This is a genomic window from Bacillus sp. S2(2019) (assembly GCF_005144805.1).
In the GTDB taxonomy this organism is placed as follows: Bacteria; Bacillota; Bacilli; order Bacillales; family Bacillaceae; genus Bacillus; species Bacillus altitudinis.
Genome location: NZ_SWFL01000003.1, coordinates 83,875 through 105,835, shown reverse-complemented (window position 1 = coordinate 105,835; position 21,961 = coordinate 83,875). Strand labels below are relative to the sequence as shown.

Annotated in this window: 20 protein-coding genes and 1 other annotated feature; of the genes, 5 read left to right on the top strand and 15 right to left on the bottom strand. The window is 42.5% G+C overall.

Features of this window, described 5'->3' with window-relative positions; translation table 11 throughout:
• Nucleotides 1–103 precede the first annotated feature (103 nt).
• Together tyrS and acsA are read right to left on the bottom strand one after the other, a co-directional pair.
• Nucleotides 104–1,372: a tyrosine--tRNA ligase gene (gene tyrS / locus FBF75_RS10690; RefSeq protein WP_017358309.1), complete on the bottom strand. Its 1,269-nt coding sequence runs from the start codon at nucleotides 1,370–1,372 to the stop codon at nucleotides 104–106.
• 53 nt (nucleotides 1,373–1,425) lie between these two features.
• Nucleotides 1,426–1,661 (bottom strand) — a binding site (T-box leader).
• Nucleotides 1,662–1,720: 59 nt separating this feature from the next.
• Nucleotides 1,721–3,445: an acetate--CoA ligase gene (acsA, locus tag FBF75_RS10685; RefSeq protein WP_136944732.1), complete on the bottom strand. Its 1,725-nt coding sequence runs from the start codon at nucleotides 3,443–3,445 to the stop codon at nucleotides 1,721–1,723.
• Nucleotides 3,446–3,600: 155 nt separating this feature from the next.
• On the opposite strand from acsA, the gene FBF75_RS10680 reads away from it, so the two are divergent.
• From FBF75_RS10680 to FBF75_RS10670, 3 genes are read left to right on the top strand one after another with little or no spacing between them, the layout of a single operon-like run.
• Nucleotides 3,601–4,233: a GNAT family N-acetyltransferase gene (locus tag FBF75_RS10680; RefSeq protein ID WP_056705495.1), complete on the top strand. Its 633-nt coding sequence runs from the start codon at nucleotides 3,601–3,603 to the stop codon at nucleotides 4,231–4,233.
• A gap of 38 nt (nucleotides 4,234–4,271) precedes the next feature.
• Nucleotides 4,272–4,913, top strand: a complete 642-nt coding sequence (locus tag FBF75_RS10675) for a CBS and ACT domain-containing protein (RefSeq protein WP_041092583.1) — start codon at nucleotides 4,272–4,274, stop codon at nucleotides 4,911–4,913.
• Complete coding sequence (locus tag FBF75_RS10670; RefSeq protein WP_008343057.1) at nucleotides 4,910–6,070, top strand: acetoin utilization protein AcuC; 1,161 nt, start codon at nucleotides 4,910–4,912, stop codon at nucleotides 6,068–6,070. Before FBF75_RS10675 ends, FBF75_RS10670 begins: the two co-directional genes overlap by 4 nt.
• A 43-nt stretch (nucleotides 6,071–6,113) precedes the next feature.
• Here the strand turns inward: FBF75_RS10670 and ccpA are convergent, their stop codons facing one another.
• The 11 genes from ccpA to FBF75_RS10615 form a co-directional block, all read right to left on the bottom strand.
• Complete coding sequence (gene ccpA / locus FBF75_RS10665) at nucleotides 6,114–7,115, bottom strand: catabolite control protein A (protein WP_008343056.1); 1,002 nt, start codon at nucleotides 7,113–7,115, stop codon at nucleotides 6,114–6,116.
• Between the two features lie 450 nt (nucleotides 7,116–7,565).
• Complete coding sequence (locus FBF75_RS10660) at nucleotides 7,566–8,642, bottom strand: bifunctional 3-deoxy-7-phosphoheptulonate synthase/chorismate mutase (RefSeq protein WP_017358315.1); 1,077 nt, start codon at nucleotides 8,640–8,642, stop codon at nucleotides 7,566–7,568.
• A 413-nt stretch (nucleotides 8,643–9,055) separates the two neighbouring features.
• The gene (gene ytxJ / locus FBF75_RS10655; RefSeq protein ID WP_007501805.1) at nucleotides 9,056–9,379 is read right to left on the bottom strand and encodes a bacillithiol system redox-active protein YtxJ; all 324 of its coding nucleotides are present in this window, start codon (nucleotides 9,377–9,379) and stop codon (nucleotides 9,056–9,058) included.
• A gap of 30 nt (nucleotides 9,380–9,409) precedes the next feature.
• Nucleotides 9,410–9,880: a YtxH domain-containing protein gene (locus FBF75_RS10650; RefSeq protein WP_007501807.1), complete on the bottom strand. Its 471-nt coding sequence runs from the start codon at nucleotides 9,878–9,880 to the stop codon at nucleotides 9,410–9,412.
• Between the two features lie 29 nt (nucleotides 9,881–9,909).
• Complete coding sequence (locus FBF75_RS10645; protein ID WP_017367864.1) at nucleotides 9,910–10,326, bottom strand: DUF948 domain-containing protein; 417 nt, start codon at nucleotides 10,324–10,326, stop codon at nucleotides 9,910–9,912.
• A gap of 222 nt (nucleotides 10,327–10,548) precedes the next feature.
• The gene (gene murC / locus FBF75_RS10640; protein ID WP_008343047.1) at nucleotides 10,549–11,847 is read right to left on the bottom strand and encodes a UDP-N-acetylmuramate--L-alanine ligase; all 1,299 of its coding nucleotides are present in this window, start codon (nucleotides 11,845–11,847) and stop codon (nucleotides 10,549–10,551) included.
• Nucleotides 11,848–12,149: 302 nt separating this feature from the next.
• Nucleotides 12,150–14,903, bottom strand: a complete 2,754-nt coding sequence (locus FBF75_RS10635) for a DNA translocase FtsK (RefSeq protein WP_136944731.1) — start codon at nucleotides 14,901–14,903, stop codon at nucleotides 12,150–12,152.
• Nucleotides 14,904–15,099: 196 nt separating this feature from the next.
• The gene (gene ytpR, locus FBF75_RS10630) at nucleotides 15,100–15,705 is read right to left on the bottom strand and encodes a YtpR family tRNA-binding protein (RefSeq protein WP_007501813.1); all 606 of its coding nucleotides are present in this window, start codon (nucleotides 15,703–15,705) and stop codon (nucleotides 15,100–15,102) included.
• A gap of 16 nt (nucleotides 15,706–15,721) precedes the next feature.
• Nucleotides 15,722–16,534 (bottom strand): DUF1444 domain-containing protein, encoded by an 813-nt coding sequence (locus FBF75_RS10625; RefSeq protein ID WP_008343044.1) that lies wholly within the window; start codon nucleotides 16,532–16,534, stop codon nucleotides 15,722–15,724.
• A gap of 18 nt (nucleotides 16,535–16,552) precedes the next feature.
• Nucleotides 16,553–16,873 (bottom strand): thioredoxin family protein, encoded by a 321-nt coding sequence (locus FBF75_RS10620; protein WP_003217665.1) that lies wholly within the window; start codon nucleotides 16,871–16,873, stop codon nucleotides 16,553–16,555.
• Nucleotides 16,860–17,888 carry a PTS sugar transporter subunit IIC gene (locus tag FBF75_RS10615; RefSeq protein ID WP_019743715.1) on the bottom strand — a complete coding sequence of 343 codons (1,029 nt, stop codon included), beginning with the start codon at nucleotides 17,886–17,888 and terminating at the stop codon, nucleotides 16,860–16,862. The genes FBF75_RS10620 and FBF75_RS10615 overlap by 14 nt, the downstream gene beginning before the upstream one ends.
• 200 nt (nucleotides 17,889–18,088) lie before the next feature.
• On the opposite strand from FBF75_RS10615, the gene FBF75_RS10610 reads away from it, so the two are divergent.
• Nucleotides 18,089–18,535, top strand: coding sequence for a YtoQ family protein (locus FBF75_RS10610; RefSeq protein WP_007501817.1), 447 nt, complete (start codon nucleotides 18,089–18,091; stop codon nucleotides 18,533–18,535).
• A 43-nt stretch (nucleotides 18,536–18,578) separates the two neighbouring features.
• On the opposite strand, the gene FBF75_RS10605 is transcribed toward FBF75_RS10610, so the two are convergent.
• Nucleotides 18,579–19,652, bottom strand: coding sequence for a M42 family metallopeptidase (locus FBF75_RS10605; RefSeq protein ID WP_136944730.1), 1,074 nt, complete (start codon nucleotides 19,650–19,652; stop codon nucleotides 18,579–18,581).
• A 199-nt stretch (nucleotides 19,653–19,851) separates the two neighbouring features.
• Here FBF75_RS10605 and FBF75_RS10600 point away from each other — a divergent pair, with 199 nt between their 5' ends.
• Entirely contained in the window at nucleotides 19,852–20,166 is a 315-nt protein-coding gene (locus FBF75_RS10600; RefSeq protein ID WP_003217759.1) for a PepSY domain-containing protein, read from the top strand.
• A 40-nt stretch (nucleotides 20,167–20,206) separates the two neighbouring features.
• On the opposite strand, the gene FBF75_RS10595 is transcribed toward FBF75_RS10600, so the two are convergent.
• Nucleotides 20,207–21,904, bottom strand: coding sequence for an NAD-dependent malic enzyme (locus FBF75_RS10595; RefSeq protein WP_008343042.1), 1,698 nt, complete (start codon nucleotides 21,902–21,904; stop codon nucleotides 20,207–20,209).
• Nucleotides 21,905–21,961: the final 57 nt, after the last annotated feature.

The following is a 21,961-nucleotide window of genomic DNA, read 5'->3' as shown; positions in this document are numbered from 1 at the left end:
CTCTGTAAAAGCTTAATTCCTACTTCTGAATAAAAAAGAAAAGCACCTCAATGTATATGAACATTTGAGGTGCTTTTCATGATACTTACTGTTTCATAAGGATTTATTTATACGTTACAAGGAAGTATTTCTTTTTCCCTCTTCTTAAGACTGTAAATTGGTTTTCAATTCGGTCTTCAGCTGAAAGGACATAGTCTTTGTCGGTTTGTCTCTCTCCGTTGATGTAGATGGCACCGTTTGTGATATCTTCACGTGCTTGACGTTTTGATGGAGACAGTTTTGATTCGACAAGAACATCAACAAGTGTTAATTCTTCTGCACTGTCTTTCTCCATTGATGGCACATCTTTAAAGCCTACTTTCACTTCTTCTGCTGTAAGAGATTTGATCTCGCCTTTAAATAGCGCATTTGAGATGTTGACAGCCTGTTCTAGTGATTCACGGCCATGCACAAGTGTTGTGACTTCTTCTGCCAAACGGCGCTGTGCTTCACGCTTTTCAGGGGCTGTTTGCACTTTTTCTTCGTACGATGCGATCTCTTCTTTTGATAGGAACGTAAAGTATTTTAAGTATTTCACGACATCACGGTCATCTGTGTTAATCCAGAATTGGTAGAATTCATATGGTGATGTTTTTTCTTTATCTAACCAGATGGCACCACCTTCTGTTTTCCCAAACTTCGTGCCGTCTGCTTTTGTGACAAGCGGCATTGTGAGACCGAATGCTTTAGCCCCTTCTGCTTCAGACTTACGGATTAACTCAAGCCCAGATGTGATATTTCCCCACTGGTCACTTCCGCCGATTTGCAGCTTACAATTTTCATTTCTGTAAAGGTTCAAGAAGTCTAACGATTGTAGAATCACGTAGCTGAATTCTGTGTACGAAATCCCTGTTTCAATACGGGAGCTGACGATATCTTTTGCGAGCATGAAGTTGACACCGAAGTTCTTTCCAATATCACGAAGGAACGTGATGACATTCATTTGACTGATCCAGTCATAGTTATTCACGATGACAGCTGGGTTGTCACCTGCTTCAAAATCAAGGAATTGAGAGAGCTGGCCTTTGATTTTCTCTGACCACTGTTCGACGATTTCTGCTGGGTTTAGTGAACGTTCTGCTTTTTTGAAACTTGGGTCACCAATCAGTCCAGTTGCGCCGCCAACAAGTGCAATCGGATGATGACCTGCTTCTTGGAATCTGCGCAATGTTAAAATTGGCAGTAAGTGACCAATGTGCAAGCTGTCAGCTGTTGGATCAAAGCCGGAGTATAGCTTGATTTTTTCTTCTGCTAATAATTTTGTTAAACCTTCTTCATCTGTTTGTTGCTGAATTAATCCTCTGAACGATAATTCTTCCATCAATTGACTCATATCCAAATCTCCTTTTTTTACAATTCAACATAAAAAACGCCCCTTCGAATGAACGAAGGGACGATATATATCGCGGTACCACCCTGCTTAAAAGACAAAACAACACGTCTTTTCACTTACACTGATAACGGACAGATCCGTTCTTTCACTAATCAGATAGCATATGCTCCTTTTCGTAAAAGCGGTTCGTGAGGGTAATTCGAATATCTCTTTGTACTGACTCGCACCAGCCGTCAGCTCTCTTGGACAGGGAAAGATGATTCTACTGAATCTCAGTCAAAACCTTTTCATATTCAACTAAAGTCATTTTTAACATACTTTTGATATCAAGTCAACTGACGGAAGTGATTAATCTTCCATTGTCGAGAGATCGCCAGCAGGTAAATTCAGTTCCCACGCTTTTAGCACACGTCTCATAATTTTACCGCTGCGTGTTTTTGGCAATTTGTCTTTAAACTCAATTTCTCTCGGTGCTGCATGTGCAGCGAGTCCTTTTTTCACGAACGTACGAATTTCTTCTTTCAGGTCATCAGACGGTTCGTATCCGCTTCTAAGCGCTATAAATGCTTTAATAATTTCACCGCGCACAGGATCTGGTTTTCCGATGACACCAGCCTCTGCAATGGCCGGATGTTCCACCAGTTTACTTTCTACCTCAAATGGACCGACCCGCTCTCCTGACGTCATGATGACATCGTCGACACGTCCCTGGAACCAGAAGTATCCGTCTTCATCCATATAAGCAGAATCTCCTGAAACATACCAATCTCCCGGCATAAAGTAAGATTCATATTTTTCAGGATTGTTCCAGATCGTATGCATCATAGACGGCCAGCCTTTTTTGATGGCAAGGTTCCCCATCCGGTATGGCGGAAGTTCATTTCCGGCATTATCCACAATCGCAGCTTCAACGCCTGGAATTGGTTTCCCCATCGAACCTGGTTTGATATCCATGGATGGATAGTTACAAATCAGCTGTGCACCTGTTTCTGTCATCCACCAAGTATCATGAATTCGTTTACCGAATACAGCGTCTCCCCAGCGGATCACTTCTGGATTAAGTGGCTCTCCTACACTTAACACATGACGGAGTGAGCTGAGATCATATTTTTGAATGAGATCGTCTCCTGCTCCCATCAGCATTCTGAAGGCTGTCGGTGCACTGTACCAAACGGTCACACCAAGCGATTCAATGGTTTCGTACCACGTATCAGGATTGAACCTGCCGCCTAAAATCACATTCGTCGCTCCATTCAACCACGGAGAAAAAATACCGTACACCGTCCCTGTTACCCAGCCTGGATCAGCTGTACACCAGTAGACATCTTCTTCTTTCAAATCAAGTACCCATTTACCCGTCTGGCCTTGCTGCACCATTGCGCCATGAACATGGAGCACACCTTTTGGCGTACCAGTGGACCCTGACGTGTAATGAAGCAGGTATCCATCTTTTTCATCCATCCACTCAATTTCAAGTTCCTTCGCTGCCTGCTCAAATGCTTCTTCAAAGTGAATTGTCCGCACACCATCTGCATCCTCTTTTTCACCACCGACAATGATGACGGATTCAAGCTTTGGAAGTTCTGCAAACGGAATCCGCTCAAGCAGATCAGGCGTTGTCACAATCACTTTTGCCTCACTATTTTCTAAACGATCTTTGACGGCACCTTCCATAAATGCCTCAAATAACGGACCAACGATTGCACCAATTTTGACAGCACCAAGCAGTAGAAAATAGAGCTCAGGTGATCTTGGCATAAAGATAAACACGCGATCCCCTTTTTGCACATGTGCCTGTTCTCTTAATAGATTTCCTGCTTTGTTTGTCTTGATTTTCATATCCCTGAACGTATACTTTTCATCCCGCTGTGAATCTTTGTAGTGAAGCGCCACCTTGTTTTTACGAAACGAGTCCGCATGTCTGTCAATCGCTTCATAAGCTGCATTTACTTTTCCTGTTTCATACCAAGAGAAATTTTTTCTCGCTTCCTCCCATGAAAATTCTTTGTATGCTTGCTCATAATCATTTAAATGATAGTCCCCTTTTACTGATGGTAGCGTTTCCACTTTCATCAAACAGTCCCCCTTTGCATACGTTTACAATGACCATTATAGTATAGATGACTTTTTTTCTCAATTTTTAAAAAACTTCCGATGAAACCGTTTTAATTATTGCAAGATTTAAGATAGAATAGAGACGACTCACTAGAATTTGAGGCGGTGGATACGTGGAGCATCCTAAAACTTATTATTCAAAAACCATTGAGCGAGAAACAGGTTCCATCCTGATTGAAGGACCGGTACCTGCATCAGAGCTGGCGAAATATACGTTTCATGAAGGACTAACAGCATTTCGCACGCCTGAGGAACAGAAACAAGCACTTGTTGAAATAGCAGATCTTCCTGAAGGACGTATTATCATTGCTAGGGTGGATGAGCTTGTCGTAGGCTATGTCACGTATTTGTACCCTGATCCGCTTGAACGCTGGTCAGAAGGCAACATGGACAATTTAATTGAGCTCGGTGCCATTGAAGTCGCTCCTCCATTCAGAGGCTGCTCACTTGGCAAGCATTTACTGGATGTGAGCATGATGGATGAGCAAATGGAAAATTACATTATCATTACAACCGAATATTACTGGCATTGGGATTTAAAAGGGACGAAGAAAAACGTGTGGGAGTACCGCAAAATGATGGAGAAAATGATGAACGCAGGCGGTCTTGTCTGGTTTGCAACAGACGAGCCAGAGATTAGCTCACATCCAGCCAATTGTTTAATGGCACGGATCGGAAAACATGTGAGTCCAGATTCAATCGAGCGTTTCGATCGTCTTCGCTTCCATCAGCGCTTTATGTATTAACGTTCAATTCGTTTTTTTGGCAAAGGGGATTGGTAAACATGATGATTGAACAAATTATGGAGCGTGATGTGATCACGCTGCGCAAAACCGATACGATTGAAGAAGCCATTCAAAAAATGAGTGCACATCACATTCGGCATATTCCCATCGTATCTGAGCAGGGATCTGTCATTGGGATGGTGACAGATCGGGATATTAAAAATGCCAGTCCAAGTATTTTTGAAACAGAGAAAAGGCAGCTTTTTATTCAGCGGCCGGTTGAAGACATCATGGTGCTAGAGACGATTACCGCTCATCCGCTTGATTTCGTTGAGGAGATTTCAAGTGTCTTTTTTGAACACGGAATTGGCTGTCTTCCCGTTGTGAGACGTGGCAAGCTTGTAGGGATCATCACAAAAACAGATTTACTTCGTACGTTTGTAAGACTAACAGGTGCAGATCAGCCTGGATCACATTTAGAGGTTGAAGTAGCGCAAGTGACAGAGGGTCTTGCAGACATTACGGCCATTTTAAAAGAGCAGCATATTCAAATGCTGAGTGTACTCGTGTACCCACATGCCAATGAAGCCTCTAAAGTGCTCGTCTTCCGCCTTCAAACGATGCATGCAGATCATGTGATGAAGCTGATTCGTGCAAAAGGCTATAAGGTGCTCTGGCCTATGGAGCAGACGATCAAATGAAGGAAGCGACCTTTGTTTTTTCACCATCTTTTCAAACGTACCAGTTTCATCAAGATCATCCCTTCAATCAGCTTCGCGTCTACTTAACTTATGATCTTCTTCAAAAAATGAAGGCGTTAACGGATGATGAGATTGTCGCACCTCGGATGGCGACGCTGGAGGAGTTGAAGCTCGTCCATACAGCAGACTATATTCAAGCAGTACAGCGAGCAAGTGAAGGAAAACTGTCCACCGTAGAGGGGGAACGTTATGGTCTTGGCACTGAGGACACCCCGATGTTTGCAGGGATGCATGAGGCAGCTTCTCTCCTAGTTGGCGGGACATTAACAGCGGTTGATCAAGTGATGCTTGGGCATTCGCAGCATGCGCTCAATCTTGGCGGCGGGCTTCACCATGGATTTAAAGGGCGTGCTTCTGGCTTTTGTATTTATAATGACAGCTCTGTGGCCATTCAGTATATTCAAAAGACATATGGCGCTAGAATTTTATATATTGATACAGATGCTCATCATGGCGATGGTGTCCAGTTTAGCTTCTATGATGATCCAGAGGTATGTACTGTTTCCATTCATGAAACAGGGCGCTATTTGTTCCCTGGAACTGGACAAGTACAGGAAAGGGGTCATGATAAAGGCTATGGTTATGCATATAATATCCCGCTTGACGCATTTACAGAAGACGAATCATTTTTAGAAGCCTATCGAACAGCAGTGACAGAGATTGCTGCTTTTTTTAAACCAGATGTCATTTTGACGCAAAATGGAGCAGATGCCCACTATTACGACCCTTTGACGCATTTATCTGCTACCATGAAAATATATGAGGAAATTCCTAGAATTGCCCATGAGCTGGCGCATCAATATTGTGATGGAAAATGGATCGCTGTGGGCGGAGGCGGCTATGATATTTGGCGTGTCGTCCCAAGAGCATGGAGCCGCATTTGGCTTGAGATGAAAGGCATTACACCACCAGATGCGCTTCCTCAGGAATGGATTCGGGCATGGGAAAAACAATCTCCTGTTCCGCTTCCATCCACATGGCTAGATCCTGACGATTTATATCCACCGATTCCAAGAAGAGCAGAAATTACAGAAAAAAATGCGCAAACGGTAGAAAAAGCACTCATGCCTGTTAGACGAGAAAAGAAAAAGGCATAAAAAAAAGCAGGCGTCCACTGATCAAGTGAGCCTGCTTTCTTTTTTATTTCGTCGATTGTCTTTCTTCAATTCTATGTGGCAATTCAACAATTTGATCTTCTACTTGTTCTTTGTTCATGAGCTTTGTCAAAAGTCTCATCGCAACAGCGCCAATATCATAAGTAGGCTGAACAACTGTTGTCAATTGAGGGCGCACCATGAGGGATAGTCTTGTGTTATCAAAGCCAATCACTTCTAAATCTTCAGGAATTGATACGCCTCTGTCCTGCGCTCCATGAATGACACCTAGCGCCATTTCGTCAGTCGCTGCAATCACAGCCGTCGGCTTGTCAGATTGCTCAAGCAGATTAGCGAGCGCTTCAATACCAGAGTCATATGAGTAGTCTCCTTCAGCAACAAGCGCTTCGTCAAACGCGATACCAGCTTCTTCAAGCGCACGCTTATAACCAGCAAGCTTTCTCATAGAGTTAATTGGTTCTGACATTGGTCCAGATACAAACGCAATTCGTTTATGTCCTTTTTCAACTAATAGCTGAACTGAATCATAAATGGCTTGTTCATAGTTAATGTTGACTGATGGTGTTTGTGCCTGCTCTTCAACAGATGCTGCAAGTACAATTGGTACAGGAGAGCGCTTAAATTCTTCCACATGCACATCTGTAATGTTTCCGCCCATAAAAACGATTCCATCTACTTGTTTGCCAAGCATTGTGTTTAACAAATGAAGTTCTTTATCAGTATTTTGGTCTGAGTTGCTCAAAATAATGTTGTACTTGTACATCGTCGCAATATCTTCAATTCCTCGTGCAAGCTCTGAATAGAAGATACTTGAAATATCAGGGATGATGACCCCAACTGTTGTAGTCTTTTTACTTGCAAGGCCTCGTGCGACTGCGTTCGGACGGTAGCCGAGACGATCAATTGCTTCAAGCACCTTTTTTCTTGTTGTTGGTTTTACGTTTGGATTACCATTAACAACGCGTGATACCGTTGCCATACTTACGTTTGCTTCTCTTGCTACATCATATATTGTAACATTATTCACATAAATCACTCCTTCAAATACACTTCATATCTATAGCATTCACCAATTGGATAGAGACATGTCAGATACGAGGAAAATAATATCCTATTTGTCATTAAAACGATGAAAAGAGACACATAATTTTTCAATCTACATCAAAATGACCTTCTTTTATGAAATTATACACGTTTTTTCATCATATGAAAACGTTCCCTTTCTTTTTATAACTAAATTAAACAAACTTTAATGAGCTTGTTACCTGTAAATTGAATCATATTTCACCAAAAGTCGTCGTGAACGTCAGCTATGACAATGATCTTAGCAGATTCTATCGAATTTTAAAAATGAAAACATTGTGAACAAGCATATTTTTAGCTTGCAATGTGCTCTCTTCCTTTCATTGCCAATCTTAATCGTATTTTTTCATGAAAAAACCGCCGGGCTGTCATCCGGCGGCTTTTCTATTTATGATTATGCGTGAATGTTGACAAGTGGTCTTAACGCATCTAACCATTTTTCGAATTGTGGAATGTCCATTTGCTGCGCTGAGTCAGATAGGGCAACAGATGGATCTGGATGCACTTCTGCCATCACACCGTCTGCTCCAATCGCAAGAGCTGCTTTAGCTGTTGGAAGAAGTAGATCTCTGCGTCCTGTTGAGTGTGTCACGTCAACAAAGACTGGTAAATGTGTCTCTTGTTTCAAGATTGGCACAGCCGAGATATCTAGTGTATTTCTTGTGGCTGTTTCGTATGTGCGGATGCCTCGCTCGCAAAGGATGATTTGGTCATTTCCTTGTGCGATGATGTATTCAGCTGCATTGATGAATTCTGAAATTGTTGCTGCTAGACCGCGTTTTAAAAGAACTGGTTTGTTCACTGATCCAGCTTCTTTTAAAAGCTCGAAGTTCTGCATGTTACGTGCTCCAATTTGGATGACATCGATATGCTCAATCGCTTCTTCAATATGAGCAGGATTCACGATTTCACTAATAACTGCAAGACCGTATTCATCTGCTACACGTTTTAGAATTTTTAGACCGTCTACGCCAAGTCCTTGGAAGTCGTATGGACTTGTGCGAGGCTTAAATGCGCCGCCACGAAGAAGTTTTAGTCCCTGCTGTTTCGCTGCTGCCGCTACTTCTGCAACTTGCTCGTAGCTTTCAACGGCACATGGTCCAACGATGAAACGTTGTTTTCCGTCACCGATCGCTTCTCCATTGATATTTACAATTGTATTTTCAGGTTTTTTCTTACGAGAAACAAGAAGTGCTTTGCTGTGGTCATCTTCTTGAAGCTCTAAACCTGCTTTGAAAATTTCTTTGAAAATATGTTGAATCGTTGAATTTTCAAATGGGCCATCATTTTCTTCAAGAATTTGATTAAGCATTGTGCGCTCTCTGACAGGGTCATAACGGTTGACACCTTGCGCTTCTTTTGCCTTTCCAATTTCTTTTACAATGTTTCCTCTTTCATTGATCAGTTTTAAGATTTGAAGATTTAGTTCATCAGCTTGCTGTCTCAATTGTTCCAATTCATTGTTGCTCATTTTTGTCATCCTTTCCTCTGCCCGCTCTCGCTTTTTATTTTTGATCTCTTATAATAGGGTTTATTATAAACAAAGATTTCGGAATTGTCACGAAAAAATTCTTTATTACCCAAACGCTTTTAAGCGATAAAGTATTATGTGTAAGATTATAGCATACTTTTGATGCAAGTAAACCTTTTTTATAAAAAAAACGTCAGCTATCGCTGACGTTTCAGCGGGTAGACAAACCCTCGCATTCTTTGTCAGTCCTGCGCGCTGGTACTCACGAATGACAAATTCGCTCCGTGCCAGTGCTCGTCCTTCCTAGACTGCAAAGGTTTTCTATCACGCTGAAAAGAAGACAAAGGGCTAAAATAAAATTCATTTTAGCCCTTTGTCCACAATCTTGAACGTCAGCAATCGCTGACGTTTTTCTACATGTTATGTTCAAGCGCTTCTTTTGTAATGCTTGAGTGAGAAGCATGCCACTTTACTTTGCCACCGCTAAAGATGAGTGCCTGCGGGCTTTCGTGCTTGATCCCTGACTTTTCAGTCACATAGGATGAAAGCTCTCTTGTGTTTTGAATTTGCAAGAAATAAGCAGGAACATCCTCATGTTCTGACGCAAACGCTTCAAACTCTTGAAAAGCAGCTTGGCTGATTGGACATGTCAAACTGTGCTTAAAAAAGACAAAGGTTCCGTCTTGATTCGTTAGTTGATCAAACTGTTCTTCTGTTTCTATGAGTTGTTTAGACATGATGTGCTCCTTCCTAACTTAAGCAGCGAGTTAGCCTTTCGTAGATTGTTCTACTTTTTCTTTGACATCTTTGATGCCGTCTTCAATGTCTGCTTTTGCTTCTTGTGCTCTTACTTTTGCTTCATCTGCTACATCTGAAGCTTCATTTGCAATATTTGCTGCAGCATCTTCTGCTTCGCTTTTTACTTGTTTAGCTTTTCCAGCTGTACGATCTTTTATGTCTTTTACTTTGTCTAAAATCTGGTTTGACTGCTCTGCTACGAGCTGAGACAATTCAGATGTTTTGTCTTTCGCAATCGTCACATATTCAGTGCCTTTTTCCTTTGCATCTGTTGTGAGACGATCTGTTTTTTCTTTTAGGGCATTCGCTTGGGTGTTCAAATCATCGCGAAGCTCTTTCCCTGACTTTGGTGCTAAAAATAATGCCGTTGTTGCACCGATAATGCCACCGATAAGTGTTCCGATCAAAAAGTCTTTGCTATTGATTCCGTCTTTGCTCATGATTATTCCTCCTATGCGAAAATGGTTGATTATTGTTGTTTACGTTGTTTCCATTTTTTATAGATTTCAAGTGCTGCGTTACTCCAGCTTACCACATCCGTGACTTTCTCCTGATTTCGTTCAACGGATGAAGAAACCGCACCAGCTGCCTGCTTTATGCTTGTATTAAATTGGTTGATCGAGCCGCCAATTCCCTGCACCGCATCCACAACTGTGTTAAGTTTTGCCGATTTGTCTTGAATATCTTCAGCAAGCTGATTGGTCTTATGTAGCAACTGTGCTGTCTCTGTGGTGATGCCTTGCATCTGTCCTTCAAGACCTTCTAAAGTTGATGCGACATTCTTTAATGTCAGCTGTAAGGATTTCAATGTTTTGGACAAGTAGATGACAAGAATGAGGAAAGCGATTGCGATGAGTGCAACGCTTAAATAGAGAATAATAATCATCTGATACCTCCTTTGCTGCGGGCATATTCAATTCAATACCCTCTCGTTGTATCATTCAAACATCGCCTAGAATGACCGATTGAATAATAATTCTACACTTATTCGCCAATTCCTGTCCACAGCGAACGAAAAAAAGCGGCACATCTTGTCACATTTAGCCCCTTTGTCACATTTTATTCAAAATAAAAAGCGCCGATTGAATCGGCACTTTTTGACAGGCAATTATACTGCGACTTTCTCATAAGCACGAAGATACTTTTGAATATCTCCTGCTCCCATAAAGACCAAGATCGCATTTTCATGTGCTTTCAGCACAGATGTCTCTTCTTCTTCAATCAATTGGGCTTGCGGAATTTTTTCCCGCAAATCTTCAATGCTTAGTTTCCCAATGTTTTCACGAGCTGAACCGAAAATATCACAGAGGTATACATAGTCTGCTTTTTTCAGACTGTCCGCAAATTCACTTAAAAATTGCTGTGTACGAGTGAAAGTGTGCGGCTGGAAGACTGCTACAATATCACGGTCTGGATACTTTTGGCGAGCTGCTTCGATCGTGACTTCAATTTCAGTCGGATGGTGCGCATAGTCGTCAATTAAGACTTGTTCACCGACTACTTTTTCATTAAAGCGTCGTTTCACACCGCCAAATGTCGTTAAAGCACCTTTGATAAGCTCTACATCAATGGCCTCATAGTGGCATAATGCAATGACCGCTAATGAGTTAAGGACATTGTGGTTTCCGTAAGCAGGAATGTAGAAGGTATCATAAAACGTATTACGTACAAATACATCAAATGTCGTGCCTTCTGTGTTTTTCACAACATTTCGTGCTTGGAAATCATTTTCTTCATTGAATCCGTAGTACACAACAGGTACTTTTGCTTGGATCTTGAGAAGATGCTCGTCATCACCGCAAGCGATGATGGCTTTTTTCACTTGAAGTGCCATGTTTTGAAACGCATCAAACACGTCATCAATATCCGTGAAATAATCAGGGTGATCAAAATCAATATTGGTCATGATCGCATAGTCTGGATGGTAGCTGAGGAAATGTCTGCGGTATTCGCACGCTTCAAATACAAAATACTCGCTGTTTTCTTTCCCCATTCCAGATCCATCACCGATTAAGTAGGAAGTTGGTTTTGCCGCTTGCATCACATGTGCAAGCAGACCTGTTGTCGATGTTTTACCATGAGCACCAGTAATTGCAACGTTTGTGAATGAATCCATGTATTCTCCAAGAAATTTATGATAACGAATAACAGGAATCCCTTCAGAAAGAGCACGCTCAATCTCAGGGTGTGTATCTGGGAATGCATTTCCTGCAATCACCGTCATCCCTGGCTGAATATTATCTGGGTCAAATGGAAGAATTTTAATATTTCGTTCTTCTAATGCTTTTTGTGTAAAGATATGTTTTTCGATATCCGATCCTTGGACAGTATACCCAGTATCATGAAGAATTTGGGCCAGTGGACTCATACCTGTCCCTTTTATTCCAACAAAATGATAAACAGTCATAATTGTACCTCCAACAAACGTCTATCTGACTTACAGTATATGACGCTCATTTCAATTTGCAACTTGTGATTTTTGTCTCTAGCTGATCACAAATCGCAGCTCCAAATAAAGATTTTTTTCCGATCTTCCTATTCTAATCAATATTAACTATGATTAGTATCCGACAACTTTCCCATTTCTAACACCTGCTTTCGCTCATTTTCATTAAAAAGCGTTCAGACAGGCATGCGAAAAGCGTCCAATTCAAAAATTGCACCTATGTGCTATCATACCATGTTTATCAAAAAAATGAAGTGGTTTGTTTAGATCAATTGTTCTAAGTCACTCAGTGTCATGAGGACCTCTCTTGGCTTACTGCCTTTTGCCCCAGAGATCATTCCTTCACGTTCCATCATATCAATCAATCTTGCTGCTCGATTGTAGCCAATTCTAAATCTTCTTTGCAAACTGGATGTACTTGCACTATTTTGCTCGATGGCGAATCTGCATGCGTCCATAAACAATTCATCTTCGTCTGTAATGGCAGAGCCTTGGAGCATCAATTCTTCCTGTTCAAAAAGGAACACAGGTTTGCGCTGTTTTCTCACATGCGCTACCACTTCATCAATCTCTCGATCTGATACAAAGTTCCCTTGTAGTCTTGTCGGTTTGCCAGAGCCATTTTCTAAGAACAGCATGTCTCCTTTTCCGAGAAGCTTTTCAGCACCTGCCATATCAATAATGGTTCTTGAATCCACTTGGCTTGAAACAGAGAAAGCAATTCTTGTTGGGATGTTTGCTTTAATGAGACCTGTAATGACATCAACAGAAGGTCTTTGCGTCGCAATGAGTAAGTGAATCCCGCATGCTCTTGCTTTTTGGGCAATTCGGCAAATGCTTTCTTCGACTTCATTTGGTGCGACCATCATTAAATCAGCCAGCTCATCAATGACAACGACGAGATATGGCAGTTTTTCACCCATTTGTTTTTCTTTCACCAGTTCGTTAAATCGTTTGATTTCTCTCACACCAGAGTGTGCAAACAGTTCATAGCGTCTTTCCATTTCATCTACTACCCATTTCAAAGCAGCTGTTGCTGTCTTGGCATCGGTAATGACTGGGCTCACAAGATGCGGAATGTGATTATACGGCGCCAGTTCAACCATTTTAGGGTCGATTAACAGCATTTTCACTTCATCAGGTGAGGCTTTAAACATCAGGCTTACGAGAATGGTATTAATACAGACACTTTTCCCTGAACCTGTTGCTCCGGCAATTAAGCCGTGCGGCATTTTTTGCAAATCAACCACAACGGGCTGACCGGAAATATCCAATCCGAGCGCCGCCGTTAATGGAGATGGATTGTCTCTAAAGGCACTGCTTCTGATCATTTCTCTCAAGAAAACCATTTTACTGTGAAGGTTCGGCACTTCGATTCCAATCGTGTTCTTCCCAGGAATCGGCGCTTCGATTCGAATATCTTTTGCAGACAAACTGAGTTTGATATCATCTGACAGGTTTGTAATTTTGTTCACTTTCACGCCTGGTTCAGGATGCACTTCAAATCTTGTAACAGAAGGACCTTGTGTCACATGAACAACACTTGCTCTGACATTGAAGTTTTTCAGTGTGGCATTGAGCAGTTCTGCCCGTTCTTTCACCCATGTTCCGTCCTCTACTTTTTGTGCTGGCGGAACGTCTAGAAGAGCTAAACTCGGAAATACATATCCTTGTGCATCTGCCGTTTTCTTCTGTCCTTGCACGCGCTGATCACTTTTTAACATCATGACGTTAAAAGGAACGGTGGAGGTTTGACCGCTTGAGCGCTTTGGCTGTGGAGAAGACGGTTTTGGTTCTTCACGTTTTATTTCAGGCGTTTCTTCAGGTGTTTCCTCAAGCTCTTCTGCCATATCCGCAGCGATCTCTGCTTGTCCAGAGTCAGCAAATTCATCTGATGCTTCTTCAACTGACATGACTTCATCATCTGTTAATTTTTCTTCCGGCAGAGAATCATCATCTAGCGAATCTTGTATGATCATCGGTTCTTCTTGTTCAAATGCTGCCGCTGACACGTCTGCTTGACTTTCTTCTATCCATGCAGCTTCTGCTCTTTCCTCCATAGCCTCTATGTTCTTCTCTTCCAGCATCGCAGTTTCTTCTACTGGGCTTTCTATCTCCATGTCGAGTGCTGGTGATGGGCTTTCAGCTGTTTCAAATGTAAAGCTCTCTTTTTTCTGAGCATCATCTTCAAGCGGAATCATCGGCTCTTCTTGTTCAATGGTGACTGCCTGTTCTTGCTCCATCTCTAGAGGCTCGTTAGATGCTTCAGCTTGCTCCATATGTAAGAATGCTTCCCGATCGTCTTTGGTCTGTGACAAAGCTTGATCTTGATCCTCTGTCTCACTGAAAGGCTCGTCATATAAACGTTCCATCGTTGATTGAACGTGATCTTGATAAGCGAGTTCCTCTTGCAAAGTAAGCGGCGTCGTGACAGGTTGCCTCTCTGCTTGTTCTTCTGTTTGGGCTGACATCATGTCTTCCATACGTTGTTCTTTTCGTATAGACGGGATGTTCATTTGCTGTCTTACATTCCGTTCACGCTCTGCTTCTTCTGATAACAGTGTGACACGCTGTGACGTTTCTTCTGCCGATTTCATTTTGACAGAAGTTGTGTCTTCTTTGGCTGCTGCATGTTTTGGACGCATATCCTGGTGGTAGCCATAGATGGGTGAAGGGATTTGCTCTGGTTTAAAAGGCTTTTTATTGAGATCAGGCTGCACCGTTTGTTTTGGCTGATAGGTCGTCTGCTTTGCCTTTGGCTGACTTGGCCGCGTGCGCCTTCTTTCTTGTTGCTTTGCTGCCTCACGTGCAGGTTTATCTGGAACGAGAGGAAAGCGGAAATTGCCTTTTGGATATTCATAATACACTTTCGTATCTTCAACTTTTTTATATTCTTTATGCTGTTCAACAGCTGGCTGCTTTGGTGCAATCGGACCTGTTTCAGGCCTCTCAGCTTTTTCTTCTTTTTTTTCTTCTCCTAAAAATACACTAAAAAATTTATCTAACCAACTCATCATTTATCACTCACTTTAACTCCCCTTACGTTTTCTTGGGCGATTTTTAGTATACCATTGCTTTTTCATGCAGAAAAGCGAGAAAAGTGCTACGCTTTGCTGTTCATGCTGTCTGTAGATGAAAAAAAGTCACTAAGTGCGTACTTAGTGACTTTTGGTATAACACATTCTTCGCTCATTTGTACCCGTTTATGGGAGGTTACGCTTCAAATGGTTCGCCAGCTTGGCGACTTCCTTCTAGAACAAGGATTCCTTTTTCAGCAGGCGCATTCGGAAGATCTAATTCTTTTGCAGAACAAATCATTCCGCTTGAAGGAACACCTCTTAGTTCAGCATCTTTGATCACCAAACCGCTCGGCATCACAGCACCGACCTTTGCAACCACAACATATTGACCTTGATCAACGTTTGGTGCACCGCACACGATTTGTAAGGTTTCATCGCCAACATCTACTTGGCAAATGTTCAGTTTATCTGCATTCGGATGTTTTTCTTTTTCCTTCACATAACCGACCACAAACTTAGGTGATAGATCAACTGTTAATGTTTCACTGACACCGTTGCGGTTCAAAATTTCATTGATATCTTGAACAAGCGTTTCAGAAAGCGGTACAGATCCGTTTTCTTCAATTTTCATGTAAGTAGATGCATTGAAAATATTAAAACCTGTTGTTTCTTTTGTGTCTTGATTGAAGATTCTTACGACATCTCCAAACGTTTCATGACCTACTTCTTCTCTTGTTACATCTTTCAATGAAATAAGGAGTGTGTCGCCGACACCTTCTGCATTATAAAAAACGTTCATTCTTCAAAATTCCCTTCTACTGCTGTTTTGGTCTACTTTTTGCAAGAATAAAGATCGGTTCAAGCTTGCCTTCGTCATATAAAAATGACAAGGCCGTAATCGGAACCGTGCCGCTGGCGAAGAAGCTCATCGACATTTGCCCTAAAATATCATAGCCTGATTCATTGCGTACATCTGCAATGATGAACACATCTTGATGGGGAACGGAAATAGCCATTTGCCCCTCTACTTTTTGCGCGTATTCTTGTAAAATCGATTCATTTAATATTCTGCTTGCATCGTACCCGTCGTTTGCACGGAAGAAATAAAAACGGTTGCCCGCCACTTCATCCATCTTCACGACAGTCTTTAGTGAACGGACGTTAAAACTTGCGGTTTCTCTGATTCGTTCTTTTGTCCAGTTTTCCTTTTGCAGCATCTTCTCGTCAATTAATCTGTAGGTGCTTCCAAGGTCAAGTGCATAGTAGATTCTTGTCTCTGCTGTATGCTCATCAAAAACGAGCGGAATCTCATCACTCGATGTTTCTGGAAAGGACGTTGAACGAATGACCGGATAAATGTGCTTCTCTTTACCTGAGATGTGCTGCGCTTCACCTTTCATAGCGCTGAGCGCTTCTTTCACATAATAAACGATCTCATCCAGTGTTTCATCAGGCTTTACTTCCCACTTTGCAATAATCGGCGGGAGCTCAAGCGTGATGCCCTTTCCTGTATGTTTATCTTCCACACGAAGCGTATCTTTTTCCCTGTCAAACTGGTGGGTCCAGCTGTCGTTCGTCAGACGGCTTTTCAATTGATTGGCAAGCTGTCTTGATGTCATTTTCGCCATGATAAGACCCTCCTTTCGTTATTTAGAAAGAGAATCTGTTAAAAATGCTTCAATCTCTTCCTTTGTCTTACGATCTTTGCTGACAAAACGGTTGATCTCTTGTCCGTTTTTAAAGACTAAAAAGCTTGGAATTCCGTAAATTTCCCACTCTGCACAAGTGTCGATGAACTGATCTCTATCCACATAGAAGTATTCAAATTCTGGATAGTTTGCTTCAAGCTCTGGCAAAAACGGCTCAATAAATGTGCAGTCCGGACACCAGTCAGCTGAAAATAGTAATACGGTTAAGTCTTCTTGAATCACTTTTTGTAATTCTTCGTTTGATTCAATTTTTTTCATGTTTGATTCCTCCAGTTTGTATACTTAAATCTCCGAATTGTATATAGCCTTTCTTTCTCATCCATTCTGATACTACCAAACTAATCACTGCCGGGCCAACGATATGCAAAAGAGCAATTGCGAGGAAAACGGATGGATGAAATCCCATGACTGTGAGTGTCATGAGCTGGCCGACAAGACCGCTCGTTCCCATACCCGCTCCTGCCGCATTATTGACCATCCCAAAGCCAATAATACCAATTGGCGCAAGAATCAGTCCTGCAATCGTCGGCGGAATGAGAATGAGCGGATTTTTCACAATGTTCGGCAGCTGTAGTTTTGATGTTCCAATGCCTACCGCAGCAAGACCGCCAAAACGATTTTCCCTAAATCCTGCAGCAGCAAAGCCGACCATCTGCGCGCAGCAGCCAATCGTTGCCGCACCAGCAGCAAGACCGCTTAAATCAAGCATCAGCGCAAGCGCAGCACTTGAAATCGGTGAGCTAAGAGCAAGTCCAACAATGGTTGCAACCAGCATGCCCATGATGAGTGGACTTTGGTCAGTCCCCCATACGATCAGCCTGCCGAGCCCTGTCATCACCGCCTGAATTCCAGGGCCGATGAAAGCAGCGGTGAGAAAACCTGTGATAATCGTAACAAGCGGCGTTAAAATAATATCAATTCTTGTCTCACCACTGATCAGTTTGCCTAATTCCACACCAATGAGAGCAGCCACGAAGCTTCCAGCAGGTCCCCCAAGCTCTGCTCCAGCGGCACCTGACACAACACTTGCGAAAATAATTAAAGGAGAAGCGTTTAAGCGATAAGCAACCGCTACGCCAATTGCTGGTCCCATCAGCCCCATTGCGAGCGTTCCCATTTCCACGATTAGAGGAAATGATAACAGGCCGCCTGCTGTTTTTAAAATCAGCCCTACCACTAATGTAGCAAATAGACCTAAAGCCATATAAGAGAGTGCATCAATAAAATACACCTTTGGCGAAAGGGAAATACCCTTTCTTTTTAAATAAGTCATCAACGTCGTCTTCCTGCTTTCTCATAGGAAAGACGAAGAGGCCTGTCCTTCCCATTATATGTAGTCTTCTTACGATGAAAAATAGTCTCTACCATGAATATCATAATCATATTTTTTTTGCTTTATCAAGCACTTCTTGTGTAACATGAAAAGAAACAGGGCAAACCTTTACTAAGTTTGTGCACAAGGAGGAGATTGTTATGCAATTAACGGTTTATTTAGCTGGAGAAATTCATAGCCAGTGGCGCGATGAAATTAAGGAAAAAAGCCAGTCGTTGAAACTACCAGTAACGTTTGTTGGTCCAATGGAGAATCATGACCGATCAGATAACATCGGAGAAGATATTTTAGGCGGGCAGCCAAATGCCATCTTGAAAGACGATGCGGCTTCTGATTTGAACAATTTCCGCACCGAACTATTATTAAATAAGGCAGACGTTGTCATCGCCCGCTTTGGTGAGAAATATAAACAGTGGAACACGGCAATGGATGCTTCTTCTGCCATCGCCAAAGGGAAACCCCTTATTTTGATTCGTCCTAAAGAATTACATCATCCCCTAAAGGAATTATCAAACAAAGCAAATATCACTGTCGAAACAGTGAATCAAGCGATTAAGGCGTTGTCATACGTGTTTGAACAGGAATAAGAAAAAGGCTGTGCTCTTAATGAGGCAGCCTTTTTCTTATCGTTTACACTTGTTGATAAATCGAATCCACCGTGCTTTGATCACAATTTTTCACAAGACGAACAATTAATTCTTTTGCCGCTGCATAATCATCCACATGCAAGACAGAGTGACTTGTATGAATGTAACGCGCACATACACCAATAACAGCAGACGGTACACCTTGATTTGAGATATGAACACGTCCAGCATCCGTACCGCCTGGCGATACGAAATATTGATATGGAATATTGTTTGTTTCGGCTGTATCGAGGACAAATTCTCTCATGCCTCGGTGCGTAATCATCGTGCGATCATAAATACGAAGAAGTGCACCTTTTCCAAGCTGGCCAAATTGTGATTTGTCTCCCGTCACATCATTTGCAGGACTCGCATCTAGAGCAAAGAACAGATCCGGTTTAATCATATTCGCAGCTACCTCAGCCCCTCTGAGCCCTACTTCCTCTTGGACGGTTGCGCCTGAATATAGATGACATGAAAGAGCTTCGTCTTTTAATTCTTTCAATAATTCAATGGCAAGTCCGCACCCATAGCGGTTATCCCAAGCTTTGGCTAAAATCTTTTTCGGATTGGCCATTGGGGTAAAGACCGTTGCAGGAACGATTTGCTGCCCTGGGCGAACGCCAAGCTCTTTCGCTTCTTCTTCACTGTCTGCACCAATATCAATCAGCATATCTGACGGTTTTACTGGTTTGCTTTTTTGTTCTGGTGTCAGAAGGTGCGGAGGTGTGCTCGATACAACGCCCGGAATTGGCCCGTGATCCGTATGAACATCCACTCGCTGCGCAAGCATCACTTGACTCCACCAGCCGCCAAGTGTTTGAAAACGAATCATTCCATTTTTCGTAATGGATGACACCATAAAGCCGACTTCATCCATATGACCAGCCACCATAATCTTCGGCGCGTTCTCTGGGCCTTTGCGGACACCAAACACTCCGCCAAGACGATCCTGAATGAGTTCATCGGAATATTTCTCAAGTTCCTTTTTCATAAAAGCACGCACATGGTGCTCATTACCTGGAGTCCCTTGTAATTCTGTTAAATTTCGGAAAAGCGACATTGTTTCTTCGTTCATTTGACAGTTACCCTCATTTCTATGTAATGACCATATAAATTCCTATAAAAATAACACTCACTTTATACTATAAGAATTCTTTCGGTTTTCCAAGTATCTCTCCAGAAATTTTGAATATGCTTTCAAGTATTCGGATTTCTTAACATCGCTGGACAAGTTTTGTATAATGGAAAAAACAGCAATACGGAGGTGCAGCACGTTGAAGTTAAAACATGTTCTGATTGGTGCGAGTATTGGCGTAGCCGCTGCAATTGTTGCAAAGAAAGTCTTTTTCCCGACGTATATCTCGTCTGAAAAAGCGTTAAAAATTGTGAAATCCGCTTTTAAACAGCGCGGCCCGATTGATGGCTCTTGGATTTATACTGTACCAGAACCGTATACCGTAAATGGTGAAACGATTGATGTGTACAAATCTGGCATTACACGCTCCGCCTTTGGCGAGCTGGAACAGTATGAAGTCATGATTGATGCAAAAACAGGCATGATCGTTGATGTCATTGATTCTGTTGCTTAATAAGAAAGCTTCGCAAAGACAAGTCCTTGCGAAGCTTTTTTTAGATGGCTTTGATTTTTTTGTATACAGGGTGCCACATGGCGTCTTGCACAGCCTGAATGAGATCATCAGGGGTTTCTTCCGCAATTCCTTCGTCAATCGCTGCTTGTGCCACACGGACAGCCACTGTCGCTGAAACTGTTCTGAGCTGATCAACACTTGGAAGCATCGCAGCACCCGGTTTTCCGACATTGACCATGCTCGCAATCGCTTCAGCACTCGCAACAAACATGCTGTCTGTCATGAGGCGGGCTTTACACACAATCGTTCCAAGACCAAGCCCTGGAAACACAAGAGCATTATTTGCCTGCCCAATTTCATATGTCACACCACCATATTCAACCGGATCAAACGGGCTTCCCGTTGTGACAAGCGCACGTCCTTCTGTCCATTCAATGAGATCTTCCGGCTTTGCCTCTGAAAGAGGTGTCGGGTTTGACATCGGTAAAATCGCTGGCCGCTCTACATGTGACGCCATTTCTTTCACAATTTCCTCTGTAAATGCCCCACCTACAGTTGAGGTACCAATTAAGATCGTAGGTTTCGCCTGCTTCACGACCTCTAACAAATCAATTGAATGCTTTGGACCATTACGTGCATAATCCTTCACTTCATCAGAACGTCTTGCATACGGCTTTTGAAATGGCTGAATGTCGGGTGAATCATCTGTGAGCAATCCCGTTTTATCAATACACCAGAAATGATCATATGATTCCTCTTCTTTGACACCGTCTCGCACGATCGCATCACGAATTTGCTCGGCTATACCAATCCCTGCTGTACCTGCTCCAAAGATCACGATTCGGTGATCTTTCAGCGGAACCTTCGATGCTTTTGCACAAGCCAGAACGGCAGCAAGTGAGACGGCTCCAGTTCCTTGAATATCATCATTAAATGTACAAATACGGTCCTTATATTTTTCCAAAATGGCGCGCGCATTTTTTGTACCGAAGTCTTCCCAGTGAAGAAGTGCATTTGGAAAAGTCGCACGGGCAAGCTCAACATATTGATCAATAAACTGATCATAGCGCTCTCCTCGAACGCGGGAGTGCTGATTTCCCACATAAAGCGGATCATTTAAAAGGCTTTCCTGGTTGGTTCCAGCATCAAGCACCACTGCCAGCACACGGCTAGGATCAATACCTGCTGCGGCTGTATAAACAGCCAGCTTCCCGACTGAAATGGCGATTCCGCCTACACCCCAGTCGCCGATGCCTAAAATTCCTTCTGCATCTGTTGCGACAATGAGATCAATTGATTCATCCACTCCGTAAGATGCAAAAATTTCTTCCATTCCTTCTAGGTCATCAATGGATAAATAAATTCCTCTTGGCTTTCTATACTCGTGGCTGTAACGCTGAATCGCTGTTCCTACGGTCGGTGTGTAAACAATCGGCAGCATTTCTGCCAAATGCTCATTTAATAATTTATAAAAGAGCACTTCATTTCTGTCATGAAGCGCAGTTAAATAGACATTTTTCCCAAGTGCGTCTGGCTGTGCTTTGAACTGCTCATATGCACGCTTTGCTTGATCCTCTAGTGTTAACACCTTCGGCGGCAGAAATCCCTTTAACCCAAGCTCTTCCCGCTCTTCCTTTGTAAATGCGACCCCTTTGTTTAAATAAGGGACAGACATGACTTCCATCCCTCTTAACGGTGTCTCGATGACATCACCATGTACACGATAAAATTGATTCACCTGCACTCTTCCTTTCACAAGTTCATTTTGTCGTTATTTTGTGTGAAAGGCGAAAAA

What these genes read in the sequence shown, in the direction of transcription:
- tyrS (WP_017358309.1), bottom strand. Translation starts at nt 1,372, where the DNA reads ATGAGTCAATTGATGGAAGAATTATCGTTCAGAGGATTAATTCAGCAA.
- acsA (WP_136944732.1), bottom strand. Translation starts at nt 3,445, where the DNA reads ATGAAAGTGGAAACGCTACCATCAGTAAAAGGGGACTATCATTTAAAT.
- FBF75_RS10675 (WP_041092583.1), top strand. Translation starts at nt 4,272, where the DNA reads ATGATGATTGAACAAATTATGGAGCGTGATGTGATCACGCTGCGCAAA.
- FBF75_RS10670 (WP_008343057.1), top strand. Translation starts at nt 4,910, where the DNA reads ATGAAGGAAGCGACCTTTGTTTTTTCACCATCTTTTCAAACGTACCAG.
- FBF75_RS10660 (WP_017358315.1), bottom strand. Translation starts at nt 8,642, where the DNA reads ATGAGCAACAATGAATTGGAACAATTGAGACAGCAAGCTGATGAACTA.
- ytxJ (WP_007501805.1), bottom strand. Translation starts at nt 9,379, where the DNA reads ATGTCTAAACAACTCATAGAAACAGAAGAACAGTTTGATCAACTAACG.
- FBF75_RS10650 (WP_007501807.1), bottom strand. Translation starts at nt 9,880, where the DNA reads ATGAGCAAAGACGGAATCAATAGCAAAGACTTTTTGATCGGAACACTT.
- FBF75_RS10645 (WP_017367864.1), bottom strand. Translation starts at nt 10,326, where the DNA reads ATGATTATTATTCTCTATTTAAGCGTTGCACTCATCGCAATCGCTTTC.
- murC (WP_008343047.1), bottom strand. Translation starts at nt 11,847, where the DNA reads ATGACTGTTTATCATTTTGTTGGAATAAAAGGGACAGGTATGAGTCCA.
- FBF75_RS10635 (WP_136944731.1), bottom strand. Translation starts at nt 14,903, where the DNA reads ATGATGAGTTGGTTAGATAAATTTTTTAGTGTATTTTTAGGAGAAGAA.
- ytpR (WP_007501813.1), bottom strand. Translation starts at nt 15,705, where the DNA reads ATGAACGTTTTTTATAATGCAGAAGGTGTCGGCGACACACTCCTTATT.
- FBF75_RS10625 (WP_008343044.1), bottom strand. Translation starts at nt 16,534, where the DNA reads ATGGCGAAAATGACATCAAGACAGCTTGCCAATCAATTGAAAAGCCGT.
- FBF75_RS10620 (WP_003217665.1), bottom strand. Translation starts at nt 16,873, where the DNA reads ATGAAAAAAATTGAATCAAACGAAGAATTACAAAAAGTGATTCAAGAA.
- FBF75_RS10615 (WP_019743715.1), bottom strand. Translation starts at nt 17,888, where the DNA reads ATGACTTATTTAAAAAGAAAGGGTATTTCCCTTTCGCCAAAGGTGTAT.
- FBF75_RS10610 (WP_007501817.1), top strand. Translation starts at nt 18,089, where the DNA reads ATGCAATTAACGGTTTATTTAGCTGGAGAAATTCATAGCCAGTGGCGC.
- FBF75_RS10605 (WP_136944730.1), bottom strand. Translation starts at nt 19,652, where the DNA reads ATGAACGAAGAAACAATGTCGCTTTTCCGAAATTTAACAGAATTACAA.